Here is a 19,587-nt window from a genome sequence, read left to right as displayed (position 1 = left end):
CTACTTGGCCGAGACCGGGATACACCGCGCGCCTTCTGCCTCAAGCACTGTGCAGAAACGGCGGGATGCATCAAGATCGTCAAATCCAGCGGCACGCAGGCGGAAGAAGCTGCCGCCGCCCGACCGGGCCTCTTGGATGACGCGTGACTTGCCAGTCAGGTAATCGGTGAACTGCATGCCAACCCTATCCCATTCCGCTTCCGCCTCGGCGCGGGTATCATAGGCTCCAAGCTGCACCAGACGTGTACCGGTTGGGATGGCGGCCGGATCAAGGTCTGTGACAGGCGCAGGGGAATATCCCGCCTGCTGCGCGATGCGGGCCATATCGACCTTTGGGCGCAGTGCCGGGCGCAAAGATTTACGCACACCTGGGATCGAGGGGTCGACCCGCGCGGATGTGGAAAGCGATGCCAACTGAGCGTTGGGCCGTGTAAGCCCTAAAGCCTCTGCCACCGCATCATCGGTGTTGATCGCGCTCAGAACGGCAGGTTGCGGCACGATGCGTTCAGCCGGTGCAGCAACATCAAGGGCAGGTGCGGTGACCACCCGGTCCTCGGCCTCCAGATCCAACGGCGCCGGGGCCAGCACAACCTGAGGCGCGGGGATTGTGTCGTCGGTGGTCGCTTGTTCTGATTGAAGTGCGTTTACCGCAAGACCTTGGTTTTGCGCCAGTTCACCGCCCGGTTCGTTCGGTTGAACACGCGCCGGGCCTTCGAGGGCCTGAATAACGGGCACCCCGCTGACGTCCCGGACGGTGAGTTGATAGCCCCACACACCCAGTCCCGCAATTAGCGCGACGGAGGATGCGGCCCCGACCCAGTTCATCATCCGTGCCAAAAGTCCAGTCGTGTCGCCGTCAGACGCCACTCTCGTGTCGAATTCCACGTTTGCCATATCGCCTCTCCGCCCCCGAATTCGTGCCCGGGTGGTCTGTCTTTAAAACTGCTCGTCACTCGCGGATCGGCGTCGATCGTTCAGGCGTCAACGCATTTCTTCGACCGGAGTCACGCCAAGAATATCAAGACCGGCGGAAATAACAATCGCCACGGACCGGGCAAGAGCGATTTTCGGCAAGGATGCCGCACTGTCGTCCTGCAGGAAGCGGAGCTCTGGCACATCGTTGCCCCGGTTCCAAAGTGCGTGGAACTCGCCCGCCAATTCGTAGAGATAGAACGCGATGCGATGCGGCTCATGGGTCCGGGCGGCAATTTCGACCAGACGCGGCCATTCGGCGAGCTTGGCTGCAACCGCGAGCTCTGCGTCATGAGTGTTGCCTGAGACATCAACCTCCGCGAGCGTTTCGTCATCAACAGTCAGCCCCGCGTCCTGCGCTTTTCGCAAAACCGAGCAGACCCGGGCATTGGCATACTGGACATAAAAGACCGGATTGTCTTTCGACTGTTCCAGCACCTTGTCGAAGTCAAAATCTAGCGGCGCGTCGTTTTTGCGGGTCAGCATCACAAAGCGGGTCACATCCGGCCCAACCTGATCCACCACATCGCGCAAGGTGACAAACGTCCCCGCTCGCTTGGACATCTTGAACGGCTCACCGTTCTTGAACAGCCGCACCAGTTGAGTCAGCTTGATATCCAGCGGCACCTTATTCTCCGAGAGTGCGGCAACCGCCGCTTTCATCCGTTTGACATAGCCACCATGATCGGCCCCGAAGACGTTGATCAATTCGTCAAAGCCCCGTTCGATCTTATCGTAGTGGTAGGCAATGTCGGGCGCAAAATAGGTCCACGTGCCGTCCGATTTCTTGATCGGACGATCCACATCGTCACCATAATCCGTTGATTTAAAGAGTGTTTGCTCGCGCGGCTCCCAATCTTCGGGTTTCTTTCCTTTGGGCGGCTCCAGCACGCCTTCATAGATCAGGCCCTTTTCCTGAAGCGACGCGAGCGCGGCCTCGATCTTGCCGGTGCCATAGAGCGATTTTTCCGAAAAGAAGACATCCATCTCGACGCCAAGTTGTGCCATGTCCGCGCGGATCAGATCCATCATGGCATCGGTGGCGAAGTTGCGGATGTCTTCCATCCAGAACTGCTCCCCTTTGTCGAGGAACGCGTCGCCGTATTTGTCCTTTAACGCTTGGCCTACGGGGATCAGGTAGTCGCCGGGGTAGACCCCGTCAGGAAACTGTACGTCCTGCCCGTGCGCTTCTAGGTATCGAAGATAAACGGACCGGGCCAGCGTATCGATCTGAACGCCCCCATCGTTAATGACGTATTCCCGCGTTACGTCATATCCTGCGTAAGCCAGAAGGCTGGCCAGTGCATCCCCAAACACAGCGCCTCTCGTGTGGCCCACATGCAAGGGACCTGTGGGGTTCGCACTAACATATTCGACATTGATCTTCCGGTTGGCGCCCATCTGGGACTGCCCAAAACTTTGGCCCTGCGTCAGAGCTGTTTTGACGACATCCATCCAAACGCCGGATGCCAGCCGCAGGTTCAGAAATCCAGGTCCCGCAACTTCGGCCACGGTGATCCGACTGTCGGCCTGTAGTTTTTCCGCCAAGGCGTCGGCAATATCACGCGGCTTCAGCCCCGCGGGCTTGGCCAGCACCATCGCGGCGTTCGTTGCCATGTCCCCATGGGCGGCATCGCGCGGAGGCTCGACCGCGACATTTGCATAGTCCAGATCAGCGGGGAGTTGGCCCTCAGCCACCATCTGATCCAGCGCGGTCACAACAAGCGCACGGATATCGGAAAACAGGTTCATGTCTCTCACCTTCAACGGAGCGGCCCAATCGACTAGGCGGGCGGTTTAACACGCCCTGCCCTGACGTCCAGCGGGACTTATGCCGCTTAGAGGACTTCGCGCCCCATCAGGCGCTCATGTTCCTGCAAGGCAAAGCGATCCGTCATGCCTGCGATGTAATCGGCAACGATCCGCGCGAGAGCTGTTTCATCTCCGGCTCCGGCCACGTCATCACGCCATTCACGGGGCAACAATTCCGGTTCCTCCAGAAAAAGCGGGAACAATTCTTTAACCACCATCGTCACTCGCTCGCGCATCTCGACAACACGCGGGGCCCGGTACATCCGTTCGAACAGGAACTGCCGGATGTCTTTGAGTTGAATCCAGATATCGTCCGAAAACTGCACCATAGATCGGCCCGCATGGCGAATATCAGCGGCATTTTCGGCCTGAAGATTCTGAAGTCGGGACTGGGCGACGGACATCACATCTTCGACCAGCAAACCGAAAAACCGTCGCAACGCCTCATGCAGCCGCCGGTGATGTTCAAGCTCGGGATACGCACGATCCACCGCTGCAAAACATCCGCCCACCAGCGGCAGCGCCATCAAATCATCCGATGTAAACAGATCGGCGCGAATGCCATCATGTAGATCGTGGTGATTGTAGGCGATGTCGTCTGCCAGCGCGGCCACCTGTGCCTCTGCACTCGCGTAGGTGTCCAGTTCCAGATCGTGCCGCGCTGTGTACTCGGCCAGCGGATAGGGCAAGACACCGATGACCGGACCATTGTGTTTGGCAATCCCCTCAAGGGTTTCCCACGTTAGGTTCAACCCATCCCATTCGGCATAGTGCCGCTCCAGTGATGTGACAATCCGAAGGGCTTGTGCGTTGTGATCGAACCCGCCATAGGGCTCCATCAACGCGTCGAGTGCCTCTTCCCCCGTGTGCCCGAACGGCGTGTGCCCCAAATCATGGGCCAGCGCGACCGCTTCTGTCAGTTCAGTGTTGAGGTTCAGCGTACCCGCGATGGTCCGCGCGACCTGGGCCACCTCGATGGAATGGGTCAGCCGCGTGCGGAAATAGTCTCCCTCATGCTCGATGAACACTTGCGTCTTGTGTTTGAGCCGTCGAAAGGCGCTCGCGTGGATGATCCTGTCCCGATCCCGCTGAAAACAGCTGCGAAATGTGCTTTCGTTTTCGGGATAAAGCCTGCCCCGGCTGTCTGTCGGATCGCATGCATAGGGTGCGAGCATTTCACCTGCGCCTGTTCTTGTGTCGGCTTTGGTGCCGTCTTATATTATCATTGTACTAGATACGAGAAGCAAAACATGACACTTGCCCTGCCCCCGAAAGTAACCGACCGCGCCTTTGAGCGTCTGGCCGAGATTGAGCCGGGTGCACAAGCATTGCGGGTGGCCGTCGAAGGTGGCGGATGTTCAGGTTTCCAGTACGAGATCAAGCTAGACGACGTGGCCGAGGATGATCTGGTGCTCGAAAAAGACGGGATGAAAGTCGTGGTAGATACGGTTTCTCTGCCGTTCCTTGAGAACGCAGTCATCGACTTTTCCGACGAACTTATTGGCGCGCGATTTGTCATCGAAAACCCCAACGCTACATCGTCCTGCGGGTGCGGGACGTCTTTCTCGATGTAAGGGAGACCCTGCAAGGACATCAGGCGGCAGGGAGCCTATATTTTCATGACCGAGACCGTCCTCATTCTGGGCAGCGGTCCCGACGTTGTCACATGTCGCGACTGGGATCGGACACCGTTTGATCATATCATCGCAATTAACAACGCATGGGCCGTGCGCCCTGATTGGGACAGCCTGATCTACCCGGAAGACTTTCCGGAAGACCGTCGTCCCGCTCCGCGCAGGGGCCAGCGCCATGTCACCGCTTTGGACTACGTACCAGCACAGAACAGCTACGGTGGGTTTGTATATGCTGGCGGGACCATGGCGTTTACGGCGGGGTATTGGGCGCTCCACCACTTTCGGCCCAACGTTATCGCCTATTTGGGTTGCGATATGGTATACAATCGGAAGGGTGGGACGCATTTCTATGGAACGGGTGCTGCGGATCCTCTCCGCGCTGATATCAGTCTTCAAAGTCTCGAAGCAAAATCCGCGCGCCTTAAGGTTATGGCTGCCGAGCAAGGTTGTGCGATGATCAATCTGTCTGGTCAGAAAAGTAGGCTGGTCTTTCCACGGTCGACCCCCGAAGACCTTCGGCGCGCAAAGGCCGAATGTTGGAGCGGCAGCGCCGCCGACGCCGCGCGGGCAGCGGAACGTGACTTGGGCTATATGGTCCTGTCCGGTCGCTACTGGGAGGTTCAAGATCAGTTCGACGCAGCCGCTTTGCGCAGGATCGACGATCTTTGGATGAATGCAGCGAGCGCATCGAAGGAAATCGCCGAGGCGCACGCGTAAACAGCGGGGGTTGTCGCGCCGCGACAACTGTCGGAATACTGCCGCATCCAATCGATCAGAAACGGACTGCACCCGATGAAAATTGCCAGCTTCAATATCAACGGAATAAAAGCCCGGATCGATGCCCTGACGGACTGGTTGAAAGAAGCCGAACCCGATGTCGCGCTGCTGCAAGAGATCAAATCCATCGACGAGGGTTTTCCCGGCCAGCATTTCGAAGACCTTGGCTATAACGTCGAAACGCATGGACAGAAGTCGTTCAACGGGGTTGCAATCCTGTCGAAGCTGCCATTGGAGGATGTAACGCGCGGCCTTCCTGGCGACGACACGGACGAGCAAGCCCGCTGGATTGAGGCCACTGTGATGGGAGAGAACCATGCTGTGCGGCTTTGCGGACTTTATCTTCCCAACGGCAACCCGGCGCCGGGACCGAAATATGACTACAAGCTAGACTGGATGGCGCGGCTTTATGACCGCGCGCAAGCGCTTTTAGATGATGAAATGCCCGCACTCATGGCGGGAGATTATAACATCATCCCGCAGCCTGAAGATGCCAAGCGGCCCGAGGCCTGGAAGGACGATGCCCTGCATCGGCTTGAGAGCAGAACCGCATGGCGCCGCATTGTAAATCTGGGGTTCACGGAAGCCTTTCGGGCGCGCAATCAAGCGCCGGAGCAATTCACATTCTGGGACTATCAGGCAGGAGCGTGGAACAAAAACGACGGCATTCGCATCGACCACTTCCTGATGACGCCCCAATGCGCGGATCTGTTGAAGGACTGCAAGATCGACGCCGAGATCCGCGGTCGCGAGAAGCCGTCGGATCACGTTCCAATCTGGGTTGATCTGGCGGCCTAGGCGGCAGCGATTGCCAGAACCACGACACTCAGCATCGCCAGCGCCATTCCAATATTGATGCGGCGTTGGGTCTGGGCCGACAAGTTCATCCGCTTCAATGATGCGCCCGCCCAAAGCCAAACAAAATGGATCGCGGTCCAGATGATGTTGAGGATCACGAACTTCACGCTGACCTCTGCCACATAAGCCTCTGCAAAGATCACAAAACCGGAAAAGAGCGTTGTGTTGACCACATAGGCCTTCGGATTGATCGCCTGCAGCAAGATACCGTCGCGGATACCCGGCTGGCGGCTGGCCTCAACAAAACCAATTCGGCTGCCAGCAAGCGCGATCTTGGCTGCGAGATAGAGCAAGTAGGCGGTCGATGCCGCAAATAGAAGGGTCCGGATCACCGGGTTGGCCAAGATGAGCGCAGCCAGTCCTGTGACCACAGCAAGTGCCACCAAATTGGTGCCGATGAAAAGCCCGATCAGATACCGGACGCCCGCGCGGAAGCCGAACGCGGCGCCAATCCCCGCAAGCGATAGAACGCCAGGGCCCGGTGTGATGATCAAAAGAAAGACGGCGGCGGCAAAGGTCAGCATCGGGGCAATTTACACACAAAAACGCCGGGACAAAGCCCGGCGTTTGAGATCAAATTCTGACAGGATCAATCGTCGCGATGTACTTTTTCGCGCCTCTCGTGGCGTTCCTGAGCCTCAAGGCTCAGCGTCGCGATCGGGCGGGCGTCCAAGCGTTTCAAAGAAATCGGCTCGCCGGTATCTTCACAATATCCGTATTCGCCTTCCTCGATCCGGCGCAAAGCACCGTCGATTTTTGCGATCAACTTGCGTTGGCGATCTCTGGTACGCAACTCCAGCGCGCGGTCGGTTTCCTCGGACGCGCGGTCCGCGATGTCAGGGATGTTGCGCGTCGCGTCCTGCATCCCTTCGATTGTAAGTGCGCTTTCATCCAGTATCGATTGTTTCCAGTCCAACAGCTTACGACGGAAATACTCAGTCTGGCGTTCGTTCATAAAAGGCTCATCCTCTGCAGGACTGTAGTCTTCTGGTAGAAATGTTTCAGCTTTCATCCCCGGCTCCCTAAAACTGATACGCGACACACCCGAGGCTCTGTGTAAACGACTCGTCCCCGGACAGCCTGTGGCGTCCCTGCGCACGATCTAACGCAACGTCCACATCTTGTCACGCAGATATGCGGCGCTAAGAAGGCAAAGTGGAAACACGAAAATTTGTTGGCAGGCCAAGGGACAAGCGTATGAAATTCACAGGAACCGACGCCTATGTCGCGACCGAAGACCTCAAAGTCGCGGTTAACGCTGCGGTAACTTTGGAGCGGCCCCTACTGGTCAAAGGGGAGCCCGGAACAGGCAAAACGGAGCTGGCCCGGCAAGTTGCGGACGCGCTTGGGCTCGACATGATCGAGTGGCATATCAAATCCACCACCAAGGCGCAGCAGGGCCTTTACGAATACGACGCAGTCAGCCGGTTGCGGGATAGCCAATTGGGCGACGAGAAGGTTCACGACGTTGCGAACTACATCAAGCGCGGTAAGCTGTGGCAGGCGTTCGAAGCGGGCCGCAAAACTGTTCTGCTGATTGACGAGATCGACAAGGCGGATATCGAATTTCCCAACGACCTGCTGCAAGAGCTCGACCGGATGGAGTTCCACGTCTACGAGACCGGTGAGACGATCAAGGCGGCGGAGCGCCCGATCGTCATCATAACGTCAAACAACGAAAAGGAACTGCCGGACGCCTTTCTGCGCCGCTGCTTCTTTCACTATATCAGCTTCCCCGACATGGACACGCTGCGCCAGATCGTCGAGGTGCATCACCCAGGGCTGAAATCCGACCTGCTCAACACCGCACTGACCCAATTCTACGAGATCCGCGAAACGCCTGGCTTGAAGAAAAAACCGTCTACGTCTGAAGTGTTGGACTGGCTGAAGCTCCTTCTGGCCGAAGATCTAAGCCCTGAGGACCTGAAGCGCGACGGAGCAAGCGCGTTGCCCAAGCTGCACGGTGCGCTCCTGAAAAACGAACAGGACGTGCATCTGTTCGAGCGTTTGGCCTTCATGGCTCGGAGGCAAAGATGAGCGATGTCGAGATCAGTCCACTGAAGGCCGAGGACGAAGCCGAATGGCGCAAGCTCTGGACCGCGTATCTGGAATTTTACGAAAGCGAGGTAAGTGAGGAGGTCTACAAAACGTCCTTCTCGCGGCTCCTCAGCGACGATCCACAAGAGTATTCTGGTCTGATCGCGAGGGTGGACGGCGCGGCGGTGGGATTGGCACACTATCTCTTTCACCGCCACGGCTGGACCATCGAGGACACGTGCTACCTTCAAGACCTCTACGCGGCGCCTGAAGCGCGAGGCAAGGGCGTCGGCCGCGCTTTGATCGAGGCCGTCTATGCCGCTGCGGATGCAGCGGGTGCGCCAGACGTCTATTGGACCACGCAGGACTTTAACGTCACAGCCCGCAAACTTTACGACCGGATCGGACAAAAAACACCGTTTATCAAATACAAACGGGGTTAGCTTCCACCATGTTTTTTCGCTTAGTCCTGATTCTTGCCGCCCTGTGCATCACCGCGTGCGCGCAGACTAAAAGTTCCGAGCCCGCGCAGCGACGTGCGGTGTTCGATGAGCTTCCGCCGGCAAAGACCTTCAGTGCAAGACGCGGTGCCCCGAGCTCGCGCAGCAATGCCGCGCTGGCGCAGGATTTTCTGGAATTGTCCTTTCAACTCGAGCGCGGTCAGCGCCTGCCGGTGTTCACCCGGTTTGAGGGGCCCATAAAGGTCGCGGTGGCAAGTCCCGCCCCGTCCACGCTCGACCGGGATCTGAAGGACTTACTCGCCAGATTGCGGAAAGAGGCACGGGTTCCGATCACAATAGCCAAGCGCGGCGAGCGAGCACAGATCGTGATCCAAGCTATTCCGGACGCGGCTTTGAAACGCGCAGTCCCGCAAGCCGCCTGTTTTGTGGCACCCAATGTATCAGGCTGGAAAGACTACAAACGGACCCGTAATCGCGCACGATCAAAGGTTGACTGGGCCAAGCTGACGACGCGGGACCGTGTCACGGTTATACTGCCGGCAGACATCAGCCCGCAGGAGATCCGCAGTTGCCTACATGAGGAAATTGCCCAGGCACTGGGGCCGCTCAACGATCTTTACCGGTTGCCCGACAGCGTGTTCAACGACGATGACTTTCACATCGTCCTGACGGGGTTTGATATGCTGATGCTTCGGGCGACCTACGACAAAAGCCTGAAGAGCGGGATGAGCCGAGATCAGGTCGCCAAACGCCTGCCTGGGATTTTCAACCGGATCAATCCAAGGGGTCGGAGGGGAAATGCGGAGATCGCAACCAACACGCCGAAACAATGGCTCACGGCCATAAATGGTGCGCAGTCGATGCGGACATCGTTAAGCCGGCGCGCCGCCCTCGCAGCTCAGGCCGTCAAGATTGCAAAGCGGCAGGGATGGCAGGACAACCGTTTGGCCTTCAGCCTGTACGTCGAAGGCAAGATTTTGGCGAGGACCAATGCCGCTGCGGCCACCCGAAGGTTCACGGAAGCCGATGAACTTTACACCGCCTTCTACGGCAAGTCAGTACACCTCGCACAGACCGCAACCCAGCTCTCCGCCTTGGCCCTAAGCGCAGGACAGCCAGTCCGCGCCCTGTCCCATGTCGATGCGGGTCTGGCGGCGGCAAAAAAGGCGCAGAACGCGGCCGCCTATTCCACCCTGTTGATGATCAAGGCCGAAGCACTGGACATGCTTGGTCGCAAATCAAACGCCGGCGCGGCGCGGCTCGACTCGCTTGCATGGGGGCGGTATGGGTTTGGCTCACCAGAAAACATCAATAAGCGGCTCAGCAAGATCAGATCGCTGGCGCCAAAAGCATAAGGGCAACGCAATGGCTCCGGTAATTGGATTGGTTTTAGGGGCGGCGACAGGCGCGATCATCGCAAAACGCAAGGGCGGGCGCGGGTTGGACATGGCGCAATACGCGGCCGCCTATGCTATCTTTTTCGGGCTTATCGGTCTTTTCGTCGCAATATTTCTGGCGCGCAACGCGGCGGGGTAATTCACGATGTTCCTGCCCTTCTTTGAAAATCTGCGCACCGCAAAGGTCCCTGTCTCGCTGCGGGAATTTCTCGCATTTCTGGAGGGTATGAAGGCTGGACTCGTGATCTATGACATCGACGGGTTCTACTACTTGGCCCGTGCAGTCATGGTGAAGGATGAGCGCCATCTGGACAGGTTCGACCAGGCATTCGCTGCAACCTTTTCAGGTCTGGAGGCGATCAGCTTTGAAGACCTTGTCGGTGCTGCAGAAGTGCCAGAAGACTGGTTGCGCAAGCTGGCCGAGAAAACGTTAAGCGACACCGAAAAGGCTGAGATCGAAGCTCTTGGCGGGTTCGACAAGCTAATGGAAACGCTGAAAAAGCGACTGGAAGAACAGCAAGGCCGCCATCAAGGCGGAAACAAATGGATCGGAACGGCGGGGACGTCGCCCTTTGGGGCGTATGGGTACAATCCTGAAGGCGTGCGGATCGGTCAGCATGAAAGCCGCCACCAACGCGCCGTGAAGGTCTGGGACAAGCGCGAATTCCGCAATCTCGATGACAGCGTTGAACTGGGCACCAGAAACATCAAGGTGGCGCTCAAGCGGCTGCGCAGATGGGCCAGAGATGGCGCAATTGAAGAACTAGACCTGAACGGAACGATCCGCGCGACAGCAGAGCATGGTTACCTAGATGTCGTGACCCGGCCTGAACGGCGCAACGCGGTCAAGGTGCTGCTTTTTCTGGACGTCGGCGGATCCATGGATCCGCATATCAAAATCGTGGAAGAGCTTTTTTCAGCGGCAAAAGCCGAGTTCAAACATCTGGAGCATTTCTACTTCCACAATTGCCTTTATGAAGGTGTCTGGAAAGACAATGCGCGACGGTGGAACGCACAAACGCCGACATGGGACGTGCTGAGAACCTACGGGTCTGACTACAAATGCATCTTCGTGGGCGATGCCTCGATGAGCCCCTACGAGATTGCCTATCCCGGCGGTGCGAACGAGCACATGAACGCAGAGGCTGGCTCGGTCTGGTTGAACCGAGCATGTGACCAATGGCCCGATCATCTCTGGATCAATCCGCTGGATGAGAAATACTGGCGCTACACCCAGTCCATTCAGATGATCCAAGACATCTTTACGCCCGAACGGATGGTGCCCATGACGCTCAACGGTATTGATCGCGGAATGCGGGCTCTGTCGAAATAGGCGCGGATCCCGCATCTTTATTTCTTTTGATACAATCTGTGATAGAATTTCAAACGATGTATCGCACAACGTGAAATTCGGGGGCCCTCTTGCTGGAGAAGACGGAAAAAGGAACCTTCACGTGGCAAGTCACCCCGGATCTGCTGGGGATTTTGGACAAATCCGGTCTGTTCACCCATACAAACCCGGCTTGGCACACGACACTAGGAATTCTACCGGAAGATATTGAAAACAAACCGTTCTTTGAATTTCTTCATCCAGATGACATAGCCGCCGCCGAGATCGCATTCCAAGATATTCAGAACGGTCAACCTATTCTCAATTACATCAACAGATACCGCCATGCCGATGGCAGTTATAGGTGGCTGTCCTGGAATGCTGTGCCAGAAGGGGATCGGTTCTTTTGCAGCGCGCGCGATGTCACCGAAGCCAAGGAAAACGAGGCCGCTCTGCAGGCGATGGAAGAGAAAGCCCGACTTCGCGAGCAATTTATGGCCGTGCTGGGCCATGACCTGCGCAACCCCCTCGCCGCGATTGGGGCATCAGCCCGGATTGCCGCACGCCAACCGCAGACCGAAAAGTCGAAGGAAATGCTGGATGCCGTAGGCCAATCGGTCAGGCGCATGTCGAGCCTCATTGACGATGTCATGGATTTCGCCCGCGCACGACTGGGCGCCGGCATTGTCGTCAAGCGCGAAGATGTTCAGAATTTGCGGTCGATACTTGCGAGAACCGTTCAAGAAGTACGGGTCAGCCACCCCGAAGCGACATTTCGAGAAGACTATGCCTTTGATGAGCCTATGAATTGCGATCCCGCACGGATCTCTCAATTGGCCTCCAATCTTGTCTCGAATGCTGTGCACCATGGGTCTTTAAATAAACCAGTGCGGATCAAAGCCGAGGACAAGGACGGCCACTTCACGCTATCGGTGACGAACGCCGGGGCCGCCATTCCGGACACCGCGCGACATCTCTTGTTTGAACCGTTCGTTCGCTTGGAAGGACGCCAAGATGGCGAGGGATTAGGCCTGGGCCTTTTCATCGCAAACGAAATCGCCCAGCGTCATGGAGGACAATTGTCCATGTCTTCCGATGAGACCGAAACCGTATTCACATTCACGATGCCGCGTGTCGGAATTGAAGCATCCGCAAAAGCTTCGATCGCCTGACAGTCAGGACCTAACGCCTTCTAGCAGATCATCTTCCAGACTGTCCCCATGAAGTACGCTGACATCGCCGGTTGTCTCTGCAACCACCGCGCGGACGTCTTGAATGCGCAAAACATTCGCCTCCCGCAGTTTCGCGATTAGGTCCGAGCGGGTCATCTCGGCCTGTCGCATATTTTCTTCCAGAATTTCGCCGTCCTTCATGATCAACAGCGGCGCATTGTCGAGCAATCGCTCCGCGCCAGACCACCGCATCCGCATCTGTGCCACGATAGCCTGCACCCCGAAGAGCGCGGCCAGCGCAACAACACCCACCACCACGCTTGTCTGGGTGCCAACAACAACGGACGCCAGAACCGAGCCCATAGCGACGGTTATGGCGAAATCGAAGCCGGACATTTTTGAAAATGATCGGAGGCCCGCGATACGGGTCAAAAGGATGATCACCGCCACCATCATCAGCGCCTCTCCGATTTGTAGCGCGAGTGTGGACAAACTTGGCATCGGTAACTCCCTATCCTGTCTAAAAGGACGCACCGGTTCAAATTCGGTTCCACTGGTCCTGACACCGGCGGCGCGCCTCCTATATATCTCCTATGTTGAAGTTGACCCCCATTCTGCTTGCCGTGCTCTATGCACTGGCCATGTACAAGTTCTCTGCGTGGAACACGAAGCGCACGCTGGATGAGAAATCCACCCGACTTGCTGACCGGGATCTTAAGGCTCTGAACATGCGTATGGCTCAGGCTCTGGATGTTCCACAGATCAAAGTTCACATCTATGAAATTGATCCGGTGAATGGATTGGCAGCCCCCGATGGCCGAATTTTCATCACACGCGGGTTCTACAACAAATACCGAGCGGGCGAGGTGACTGCGGCAGAGATGGCCAGCGTGATCGCGCACGAGCTGGGTCATGTGGCGCTTGGCCATTCGCGCCGCAGAATGATCGACTTTTCCGGGCAGAACGCCATCCGCATTGTGTTGGCCACAGTGATCGGTCGGTTTATTCCGGTGATCGGTGTATGGGTTGCAAATGCGCTGACCTCCCTTCTGGCAGCGCGTTTGTCCCGTCAGGACGAGTACGAAGCCGACGCCTATGCATCTGCATTGCTGACCAAGGCCGGAATCGGGACCGGGCCACAGAAAAGTCTGTTCACAAAGCTGGAGAAGCTGACGGGTGCGATGGGGGCCGGTGCACCTGCATGGCTCATGAGCCACCCCAAGACGGCGGAGAGGATTGCGGCGATCGAGGCCAACGAAGCCAAGTGGTCCTTACAGACTGACTAAACGCTGAGCGCCTTTCCAAGCCGTGGCAGGCGTGTCCGCTTCAACAGAGAGCGCAGGGCAATGTCCGTGGCTGCTAACCGCTCAGCATCCGAATGCACGCGCCGGACAACGTCGGCGACCTGATCAGGATGCTCCAGCCAAAGCTGCATCAGGAACTCGTCGGGCGCAGCTCTTTTGACGCCCTCCTCAGCCAGCGTGGCACGCGGAAAATCCTTGGCGTTGAAGGTGACAATCACGTCAGCGGACCCAGCGACTGCCGCCGCAAGGACATGAATGTCGTTTTCATCCGGAAGCCAAAGCCGCGCCAAGTCGGAGTCCCTTGGGGCAATCGAGGCGTCCGGCCACCGGGTTTTCAACATCGCGATCTCACCGCGCGCCTGCACCTCTGCGCCCGGCCCGAGCTTGACCGTAGCCCGCGCCCACTCCTCCAGAATACGATCTGACCATTGAGGCTGATAAAGACCAGTTGCCGCGACACCCAATAAGATCTCACGCAGGACTGTTGGATACAGGACGCAGGCGTCTAGGCACACCCGCATCATGACAATCGAAAGAACAGCGCCTTCAGATAGCTGCTTTCCGCGAGCGCAGGATGAACCGGATGGTCCGGTCCGGCAGCGCCCGTATGGATCACCTGCGCGGTTCGTCCCGCCCGTGCGATCCCACGCAAACTGGCTTGCCGGAATTTTGCCAGATCAGCCGCATGGGAACAGGAACAGAGCACAAGATATCCACCCGCTGCCACCAGTTTTGCGGCGTTCATCGCCACGCGCGAATAGGCTGTGAGACCGTTCTGAAGTGCCTTTTTTGACGGTGCAAAGGCTGGTGGGTCTGCGATCACCAGATCGAAAGTCTGGCCCTCTTCTTGCAACGCCTCCATCACCTTGAAGGCATCACCTTTGCGGGTCGCAAATCTGTCGGCCCATCCACTGGCCTCTGCGCCGCGCGTTGCCAGATCAAGCGCGGGCGCGCTGCCGTCCACTGCCAAAGCGTGTGTCGCACCGCCGGCAAGGGCCGCTAGACCAAAACCACCCACATGGGAAAAAACATCCAGAACGCGCGCACCATCGGCCAAGCGTTGCGCGAATGCATGATTGTCTCGCTGATCATAGAAAAGACCTGTCTTTTGACCTTCTGCGAGATCGGCCATGTAGATCGCACCGTTCATCGGCACTTCGACAACGCCCGGATGCGCGCCACGGATGACCTTCGTCTCGGTATCAAGACCTTCCAGCGCCCGCGCCCGCCCGCTCGCATTCTTGACGATCGTCGATGCCCCGGTGACAGCCAGAAGCGTATCAGCCAACATATCGATCCGCACATCTGCCCACGCTGCGTTGGGCTGAACGACCAAAACATCACCGAACCGATCTACAATTACGCCCGGCAGACCGTCCGCCTCTGCATGGATCAGACGGTAAAATGGCGCTGAATAAAGCCGCTCGCGCAGGGCAAGGGCGCTAGAAATCCGTGCTGCGAACCACTGTGGGTCTATGGCGGCGTCGACATCCTGATCCAACGTTCGCGCAATAATCTTCGAGCCCATGTTAACGGTCACCAATCCCAGATTGCTGCGGTTGGTATCTTGCAAAACAGCGAGACTACCCGCCGAAAGCGCCTTGGTCCGCCTGTCCGTGACCAGTTCGTCCGCATAGACCCAAGGCGCACCCTGCTTCAGGGCACGCGTGTCAATTTTCGGTTTCAGCCGGACGACGGGATATGCAGCATCACTCATGGCGTCCCCCTTAGACCGGAACGCACGCCGCAGAAACCCTTACTTTGCAGCGCTCACGATCTGCATATCGCGCGCCTTTGGGAAGGCCTCCCGCAATTCTCGAACGATCGCCAGTTGCATGTCATGAATGGACGCCCCCCGCACTGACAGGATCTGCGGTGCTTCCACCAACTGGCCTGTCGCAGGATTGTAGAACGCGATCTCAAATGTCGTCCCGGAATTGGTACTGAATTGAGCCATTCGCAAAACGCCAACGACATCCTCGTTGCCTTTCAGATGACGCAGACCCAGCCATGCAGCATCCGTCATCAGCGCCATGACATGGGGCGGGGCATCCTGAACGTGGATCGAGATCACGTCCCAGCCCATATCCTCCGACATCACGGAAAGCGCTGGAAGCGTTTCCGCATTCGCGCGGGACAGATTGGCAACCGGTGCGCAGGTCGACACTGCGCAGACCCCCGCGAAAAGCAGCGCCAGATTCAGTGGTCGACGTTTGAACAGTTCCATATCGCTCTCCCAAATAACCACCCTCCGCAGAACCGCGTCGGACTGGGAATTCAGGATCAACAATGGAGTATGATTGTTGAAAAACTCTGTTGGAATTGGGTTTTTCTTGCGGCTCTTTAAGGCATTTCGCTGACGACGCGCTTGGCGCCCTGCAGCATCCAGGCATGTTCTGACGCCACCACAAACGTCGTGAAACCATGGACGGACCAGTCTTTTGCCGTTTTCGCATCCGGGACCCATGTCACATAGGCCACGCCTGCCGTACGCGCCGCCTCGCCGACTTTCTTCATGGCATTTTTCAAAGCGTCAGAGGACAGGTCACGTTTGCCGTAGGCGACCGACAGATCCGCCGGTCCGATGAAGACGCCGTCTATACCTTCGGTTCCGGCAATTCCGTCAATTGCATCCACGCCCTCCGGTTCCTCGATCTGAGCGATCACCAAAGTCTCGGTCGCGCTCTGGTCAAGAATGTCGCCCATCGTGCGCGTGGCAAATCCAGCCCAGCGGGTCGATCCCGCAAAACCCCGACCGCCGTGCCCAAATCGGGCTGCTTTCGCCACGGCTTGCGCCTTCTCGACGCTGTCCACATGGGGCACGACAATACCGACCGCGCCTGCATCCATCACTTTCAAAATCTCCTCGGGCGTTCCGGCTGGGACCCGTACGAGGATCGGGAAATCCAGCGCGCGTCCGATAGCAAGACATGTGTCCAGCCGGGCCCGATCGAACGGCGCGTGTTCCGCATCGAGGCACAGAAAATCAAGTCCGGATCCAGACAGGATTTCGATCAGTTCCACCGCAGGTGTCTTCAAAAAACTGCCGACCAGCTTTTCGCCGCCAACCATACGCGCCTTCAATGTGGCAAAACTCATATCTCATCTCCCATGTTTTGCGGCAGCCTAGGGGCAAGCATGGAACCGTAAAACCCCACTCCAGATTTCTTTCTGGCAAAAATACTCACCTGCCACCCTCGCAACCAAATCCACCGCCGCTAGTTTGGCTCTCATGGTTCTCGAATTCAGACCCCAAGGCATCTACTGCCCGGCCGGTGATTTTTTCATTGATCCGTGGCGGCCCGTGGACCGCGCGCTGATAACCCATGGTCATGCGGATCATGCAAGGTGGGGGCACAAAAGCTACCTAGCCACAAAGGCGGCGGCCCCCGTAATGCGCTTCCGGCTTGGTGAAATCACGTTGGACACCATTGAGTATGAGGAAGCCCGTCAAATCGGCCAGGCCCGCGTCAGTTTCCACCCGGCAGGCCATGTCCCGGGATCCGCGCAGATCCGCGTGGAGGTGAACGGGGAGGTCTGGGTGGTCTCAGGCGACTACAAAACCGTCGACGACGGTCTGAGCGAACCTTTCGAGCCCGTCCGGTGCCATACATTCATTTCGGAATGCACGTTCGGCCTTCCCGTGTTCACTTGGGACAAGCAAGATGATGTCGTGGCCCAAATCAACGGGTGGTGGCAAAAGAACAAGGAAGAGGGCAGGTTTTCCGTGCTGGGCGCCTACGCTTTGGGGAAAGCCCAACGTATTTTGGCAAATGTCGACGCCTCGATCGGTCCGATTCTGACCCACGGCGCCGTCGAGAACACCAACGAGATCTTACGCAATCAGGGCCTGAGCCTGCCCGACACGACCCGGGTGACACCAGAGACGAACGTCAAGGACCATCCCGGCGCATTGGTTATGGCGACGCCATCCGCCATGGGCGGGCCATGGATGCGACGGTTCGGACAGGCCTCCACCGCTTTTGCCTCTGGATGGATGGCTATGAGAGGTGTCCGGCGCAGGCGAGCCGCAGACCGCGGCTTTATCATGTCAGACCACGCGGATTGGGACGGTCTCAACGAAGCAATCAAAGCGACCGGGGCCGAGCGTGTGTTCGTCACCCACGGCTACACCTCCGTCTTTGCCCGTTGGCTGTCCGAACAAGGCTACGACGCCGGGATTGTCGAGACCGAATTCGAAGGGGAAAGTCTGGATCAGCCTGACGCCGAGGTCGTGGAGTGAAGCGTTTCGCCCAGCTTTTCACGGCGCTGGACCAGACCACCAAGACAAATGCGAAGGTGGCGGCGCTGGCGGACTACTTCGCCGCAGCCTCCGACGAGGACAAGCTCTGGACCATCGCTCTTTTGTCCGGGCGGCGTCCCAAACGCGGGGTCAATACGACATTACTCCGCGAATGGGCGGCGGAGCGTGCGGCTATCCCACTTTGGCTCTTCGAGGAAAGCTATCCGATTGTCGGTGATTTGAGCGAGACGATCGCACTGGTTTTACCGGTCGCCGAAGAAACTTCCGCCAAGACACTGACCGACTGGATGCAGGTAGTTGCGGGCCTCGGAAAATTGGAGGTCGCCGATAAAAAAGAACGAGTATTGTCCGCGTGGAACAGCTTGCCGCCCATTGAGCGATTTCTGTTCAACAAACTCATTACGGGCGGCATGCGTATTGGCGTAAGTCAAAAGTTGATGACCCGCGCCCTCGCAAAAGCAACCGGTATCGAAGAAACCGCGCTGGCGCATCGGATCATGGGCGACTGGACACCCCACAGCACAACCTACGAAGCGCTGGTGTTGACGGAGGATCCGACGGCGGATGCATCCAAGCCGTATCCCTTCTACCTCGCCTATCAACTGGATGATCTGGATGACCTTGGATCGCCCGAAGACTGGCGGGCAGAGTTCAAATGGGATGGCATCCGGGGCCAATTGATCGTCCGGGACAGTCAGCACTTTCTCTGGTCGCGAGGGGAAGAGTTGATCACCGACCGCTTCCCGGAATTCGCGCAAATCCCGGATTTCATCGGCAACGGCACGGTGTTCGACGGCGAAATTCTTGCGTGGGGCGATGAAGTACCCCTGCCCTTCAACGCGCTACAGAAACGGATCGGCCGTAAGACGGTCCCGAAGAAGCTGCTGAGCGAAGCGCCCGCCATTCTCTATGCCTACGATCTTTTGGAACACGAAGGGCAAGATATTCGGGACGCGGGATATGACACGAGACGCGATCATCTCAGGGCATTGATCGCCGATCTGCCGCCGACTGTACCGCTTCGCTTGTCGGCGTCCCTTGATTTTGACAACTGGAACACGCTTGCCGCGACACGTGAGACATCTCGGGATCGGATGGCCGAGGGTGTAATGCTCAAACGCGGGTCCAGCCCCTATCTGTCAGGGCGCAAGAAAGGGGACTGGTGGAAATGGAAGGTTGATCCCTTAGTGATCGACGCGGTCATGATCTACGCCCAAGCGGGACATGGACGGCGGGCGAACCTTTTCACCGATTTCACCTTTGCAGTTTGGAATGGCAATGATCTGGTGCCCTTCACAAAGGCCTATAGCGGCCTGACGGACGCTGAGTTTCGCAAGATCACCGCATGGGTCCGCAAGAACACGCTGGAACGTTATGGACCGGTCCGGCAAGTGACCCCCGAACATGTCTTCGAGATCGCCTTTGAAGGTATACAAGCCTCGCCCAGGCATAAATCCGGTTTGGCGCTGAGATTTCCACGCATGTCGCGCTGGCGGCACGACAAACCCATTCAAGAGGCCAATACTCTGGACGACCTGAAAGAAATGCTCGAAACCTATGGCTAAAGAG

The 19,587-nt window shown here is 57.6% G+C and carries 22 protein-coding genes; 12 read left to right on the top strand and 10 right to left on the bottom strand.

What is annotated here, in order from left to right; translation table 11 throughout:
- The 3 genes from KIN_RS03360 to KIN_RS03350 form a co-directional block, all read right to left on the bottom strand.
- Nucleotides 1-894 carry an SPOR domain-containing protein gene (locus tag KIN_RS03360; protein WP_159804532.1) on the bottom strand — a complete coding sequence of 298 codons (894 nt, stop codon included), beginning with the start codon at nucleotides 892-894 and terminating at the stop codon, nucleotides 1-3.
- 87 nt (nucleotides 895-981) lie between these two features.
- Nucleotides 982-2,724, bottom strand: a complete 1,743-nt coding sequence (gene argS / locus KIN_RS03355) for an arginine--tRNA ligase (protein WP_159804531.1) — start codon at nucleotides 2,722-2,724, stop codon at nucleotides 982-984.
- A gap of 86 nt (nucleotides 2,725-2,810) precedes the next feature.
- The gene (locus tag KIN_RS03350) at nucleotides 2,811-3,959 is read right to left on the bottom strand and encodes a deoxyguanosinetriphosphate triphosphohydrolase (protein ID WP_159804530.1); all 1,149 of its coding nucleotides are present in this window, start codon (nucleotides 3,957-3,959) and stop codon (nucleotides 2,811-2,813) included.
- Nucleotides 3,960-4,034: 75 nt separating this feature from the next.
- Between KIN_RS03350 and KIN_RS03345 the strand changes: the two genes are divergently transcribed.
- From KIN_RS03345 to xth, 3 genes are all read left to right on the top strand, one after another.
- A complete protein-coding gene (locus KIN_RS03345; RefSeq protein ID WP_159804529.1) occupies nucleotides 4,035-4,358 on the top strand; it encodes a HesB/IscA family protein in 324 nt (107 codons plus the stop codon).
- Between the two features lie 45 nt (nucleotides 4,359-4,403).
- On the top strand, nucleotides 4,404-5,135 hold the full coding sequence (locus tag KIN_RS03340) for a hypothetical protein (RefSeq protein ID WP_159804528.1): 732 nt from the start codon (nucleotides 4,404-4,406) through the stop codon (nucleotides 5,133-5,135).
- A 75-nt stretch (nucleotides 5,136-5,210) separates the two neighbouring features.
- Nucleotides 5,211-5,993 carry an exodeoxyribonuclease III gene (gene xth / locus KIN_RS03335; RefSeq protein WP_159804527.1) on the top strand — a complete coding sequence of 261 codons (783 nt, stop codon included), beginning with the start codon at nucleotides 5,211-5,213 and terminating at the stop codon, nucleotides 5,991-5,993.
- Here the strand turns inward: xth and KIN_RS03330 are convergent.
- Complete coding sequence (locus KIN_RS03330) at nucleotides 5,990-6,577, bottom strand: LysE family translocator (protein WP_159804526.1); 588 nt, start codon at nucleotides 6,575-6,577, stop codon at nucleotides 5,990-5,992. The genes xth and KIN_RS03330 overlap by 4 nt on opposite strands.
- Before the next feature lie 65 nt (nucleotides 6,578-6,642).
- The gene (gene dksA / locus KIN_RS03325; protein WP_159804525.1) at nucleotides 6,643-7,065 is read right to left on the bottom strand and encodes an RNA polymerase-binding protein DksA; all 423 of its coding nucleotides are present in this window, start codon (nucleotides 7,063-7,065) and stop codon (nucleotides 6,643-6,645) included.
- A gap of 185 nt (nucleotides 7,066-7,250) precedes the next feature.
- Between dksA and KIN_RS03320 the strand changes: the two genes are divergently transcribed.
- From KIN_RS03320 to KIN_RS03300, 6 genes are all read left to right on the top strand, one after another.
- On the top strand, nucleotides 7,251-8,090 hold the full coding sequence (locus KIN_RS03320; protein WP_159804524.1) for an AAA family ATPase: 840 nt from the start codon (nucleotides 7,251-7,253) through the stop codon (nucleotides 8,088-8,090).
- Nucleotides 8,087-8,533: a GNAT family N-acetyltransferase gene (locus KIN_RS03315; protein ID WP_159804523.1), complete on the top strand. Its 447-nt coding sequence runs from the start codon at nucleotides 8,087-8,089 to the stop codon at nucleotides 8,531-8,533. The genes KIN_RS03320 and KIN_RS03315 overlap by 4 nt, the downstream gene beginning before the upstream one ends.
- 8 nt (nucleotides 8,534-8,541) lie before the next feature.
- Nucleotides 8,542-9,906 carry a DUF2927 domain-containing protein gene (locus tag KIN_RS03310; RefSeq protein WP_159804522.1) on the top strand — a complete coding sequence of 455 codons (1,365 nt, stop codon included), beginning with the start codon at nucleotides 8,542-8,544 and terminating at the stop codon, nucleotides 9,904-9,906.
- A gap of 10 nt (nucleotides 9,907-9,916) precedes the next feature.
- Nucleotides 9,917-10,087 (top strand): hypothetical protein, encoded by a 171-nt coding sequence (locus tag KIN_RS22225; RefSeq protein ID WP_174239088.1) that lies wholly within the window; start codon nucleotides 9,917-9,919, stop codon nucleotides 10,085-10,087.
- A gap of 6 nt (nucleotides 10,088-10,093) precedes the next feature.
- Nucleotides 10,094-11,281: a vWA domain-containing protein gene (locus tag KIN_RS03305; RefSeq protein ID WP_159804521.1), complete on the top strand. Its 1,188-nt coding sequence runs from the start codon at nucleotides 10,094-10,096 to the stop codon at nucleotides 11,279-11,281.
- Nucleotides 11,282-11,370: 89 nt separating this feature from the next.
- Nucleotides 11,371-12,450 (top strand): PAS domain-containing sensor histidine kinase, encoded by a 1,080-nt coding sequence (locus tag KIN_RS03300; protein WP_243144798.1) that lies wholly within the window; start codon nucleotides 11,371-11,373, stop codon nucleotides 12,448-12,450.
- Between the two features lie 3 nt (nucleotides 12,451-12,453).
- On the opposite strand, the gene KIN_RS03295 is transcribed toward KIN_RS03300, so the two are convergent.
- Nucleotides 12,454-12,951, bottom strand: a complete 498-nt coding sequence (locus KIN_RS03295) for a DUF421 domain-containing protein (protein WP_159804520.1) — start codon at nucleotides 12,949-12,951, stop codon at nucleotides 12,454-12,456.
- 92 nt (nucleotides 12,952-13,043) lie between these two features.
- On the opposite strand from KIN_RS03295, the gene KIN_RS03290 reads away from it, so the two are divergent.
- On the top strand, nucleotides 13,044-13,736 hold the full coding sequence (locus KIN_RS03290) for a M48 family metallopeptidase (protein ID WP_159804519.1): 693 nt from the start codon (nucleotides 13,044-13,046) through the stop codon (nucleotides 13,734-13,736).
- On the opposite strand, the gene KIN_RS03285 is transcribed toward KIN_RS03290, so the two are convergent.
- The 4 genes from KIN_RS03285 to KIN_RS03270 form a co-directional block, all read right to left on the bottom strand.
- A complete protein-coding gene (locus KIN_RS03285) occupies nucleotides 13,733-14,275 on the bottom strand; it encodes an RSP_2648 family PIN domain-containing protein (RefSeq protein WP_159804518.1) in 543 nt (180 codons plus the stop codon). The genes KIN_RS03290 and KIN_RS03285 overlap by 4 nt on opposite strands.
- Entirely contained in the window at nucleotides 14,275-15,471 is a 1,197-nt protein-coding gene (locus KIN_RS03280) for an RSP_2647 family RNA methyltransferase (protein WP_159804517.1), read from the bottom strand. The genes KIN_RS03285 and KIN_RS03280 overlap by 1 nt, the downstream gene beginning before the upstream one ends.
- 39 nt (nucleotides 15,472-15,510) lie before the next feature.
- Nucleotides 15,511-15,981, bottom strand: a complete 471-nt coding sequence (locus KIN_RS03275; protein WP_159804516.1) for a hypothetical protein — start codon at nucleotides 15,979-15,981, stop codon at nucleotides 15,511-15,513.
- 116 nt (nucleotides 15,982-16,097) lie between these two features.
- Nucleotides 16,098-16,853 carry an HpcH/HpaI aldolase family protein gene (locus KIN_RS03270; RefSeq protein ID WP_159804515.1) on the bottom strand — a complete coding sequence of 252 codons (756 nt, stop codon included), beginning with the start codon at nucleotides 16,851-16,853 and terminating at the stop codon, nucleotides 16,098-16,100.
- A 133-nt stretch (nucleotides 16,854-16,986) separates the two neighbouring features.
- On the opposite strand from KIN_RS03270, the gene KIN_RS03265 reads away from it, so the two are divergent.
- Both KIN_RS03265 and KIN_RS03260 read left to right on the top strand, forming a co-directional pair.
- Nucleotides 16,987-17,997 (top strand): ligase-associated DNA damage response exonuclease, encoded by a 1,011-nt coding sequence (locus KIN_RS03265; protein ID WP_159804514.1) that lies wholly within the window; start codon nucleotides 16,987-16,989, stop codon nucleotides 17,995-17,997.
- On the top strand, nucleotides 17,994-19,583 hold the full coding sequence (locus KIN_RS03260) for an ATP-dependent DNA ligase (RefSeq protein ID WP_159804513.1): 1,590 nt from the start codon (nucleotides 17,994-17,996) through the stop codon (nucleotides 19,581-19,583). Before KIN_RS03265 ends, KIN_RS03260 begins: the two co-directional genes overlap by 4 nt.
- Nucleotides 19,584-19,587 lie beyond the last annotated feature (4 nt).

Source organism: Litoreibacter roseus (assembly GCF_009811795.1).
GTDB lineage: Bacteria > Pseudomonadota > Alphaproteobacteria > Rhodobacterales > Rhodobacteraceae > Litoreibacter > Litoreibacter roseus.
Note: the sequence above shows the minus strand (reverse complement) of the source record. Positions and strands in the feature narration are given on the sequence as shown.

What these genes read in the sequence shown, in the direction of transcription:
- KIN_RS03360 (WP_159804532.1), bottom strand. Translation starts at nt 894, where the DNA reads ATGGCAAACGTGGAATTCGACACGAGAGTGGCGTCTGACGGCGACACG.
- KIN_RS22225 (WP_174239088.1), top strand. Translation starts at nt 9,917, where the DNA reads ATGGCTCCGGTAATTGGATTGGTTTTAGGGGCGGCGACAGGCGCGATC.
- xth (WP_159804527.1), top strand. Translation starts at nt 5,211, where the DNA reads ATGAAAATTGCCAGCTTCAATATCAACGGAATAAAAGCCCGGATCGAT.
- KIN_RS03340 (WP_159804528.1), top strand. Translation starts at nt 4,404, where the DNA reads ATGACCGAGACCGTCCTCATTCTGGGCAGCGGTCCCGACGTTGTCACA.
- KIN_RS03270 (WP_159804515.1), bottom strand. Translation starts at nt 16,853, where the DNA reads ATGAGTTTTGCCACATTGAAGGCGCGTATGGTTGGCGGCGAAAAGCTG.
- KIN_RS03280 (WP_159804517.1), bottom strand. Translation starts at nt 15,471, where the DNA reads ATGAGTGATGCTGCATATCCCGTCGTCCGGCTGAAACCGAAAATTGAC.
- KIN_RS03290 (WP_159804519.1), top strand. Translation starts at nt 13,044, where the DNA reads ATGTTGAAGTTGACCCCCATTCTGCTTGCCGTGCTCTATGCACTGGCC.
- KIN_RS03295 (WP_159804520.1), bottom strand. Translation starts at nt 12,951, where the DNA reads ATGCCAAGTTTGTCCACACTCGCGCTACAAATCGGAGAGGCGCTGATG.
- KIN_RS03315 (WP_159804523.1), top strand. Translation starts at nt 8,087, where the DNA reads ATGAGCGATGTCGAGATCAGTCCACTGAAGGCCGAGGACGAAGCCGAA.
- KIN_RS03310 (WP_159804522.1), top strand. Translation starts at nt 8,542, where the DNA reads ATGTTTTTTCGCTTAGTCCTGATTCTTGCCGCCCTGTGCATCACCGCG.
- KIN_RS03320 (WP_159804524.1), top strand. Translation starts at nt 7,251, where the DNA reads ATGAAATTCACAGGAACCGACGCCTATGTCGCGACCGAAGACCTCAAA.
- KIN_RS03265 (WP_159804514.1), top strand. Translation starts at nt 16,987, where the DNA reads ATGGTTCTCGAATTCAGACCCCAAGGCATCTACTGCCCGGCCGGTGAT.
- KIN_RS03350 (WP_159804530.1), bottom strand. Translation starts at nt 3,959, where the DNA reads ATGCTCGCACCCTATGCATGCGATCCGACAGACAGCCGGGGCAGGCTT.
- KIN_RS03330 (WP_159804526.1), bottom strand. Translation starts at nt 6,577, where the DNA reads ATGCTGACCTTTGCCGCCGCCGTCTTTCTTTTGATCATCACACCGGGC.
- KIN_RS03345 (WP_159804529.1), top strand. Translation starts at nt 4,035, where the DNA reads ATGACACTTGCCCTGCCCCCGAAAGTAACCGACCGCGCCTTTGAGCGT.
- dksA (WP_159804525.1), bottom strand. Translation starts at nt 7,065, where the DNA reads ATGAAAGCTGAAACATTTCTACCAGAAGACTACAGTCCTGCAGAGGAT.
- KIN_RS03285 (WP_159804518.1), bottom strand. Translation starts at nt 14,275, where the DNA reads ATGCGGGTGTGCCTAGACGCCTGCGTCCTGTATCCAACAGTCCTGCGT.
- argS (WP_159804531.1), bottom strand. Translation starts at nt 2,724, where the DNA reads ATGAACCTGTTTTCCGATATCCGTGCGCTTGTTGTGACCGCGCTGGAT.
- KIN_RS03305 (WP_159804521.1), top strand. Translation starts at nt 10,094, where the DNA reads ATGTTCCTGCCCTTCTTTGAAAATCTGCGCACCGCAAAGGTCCCTGTC.
- KIN_RS03275 (WP_159804516.1), bottom strand. Translation starts at nt 15,981, where the DNA reads ATGGAACTGTTCAAACGTCGACCACTGAATCTGGCGCTGCTTTTCGCG.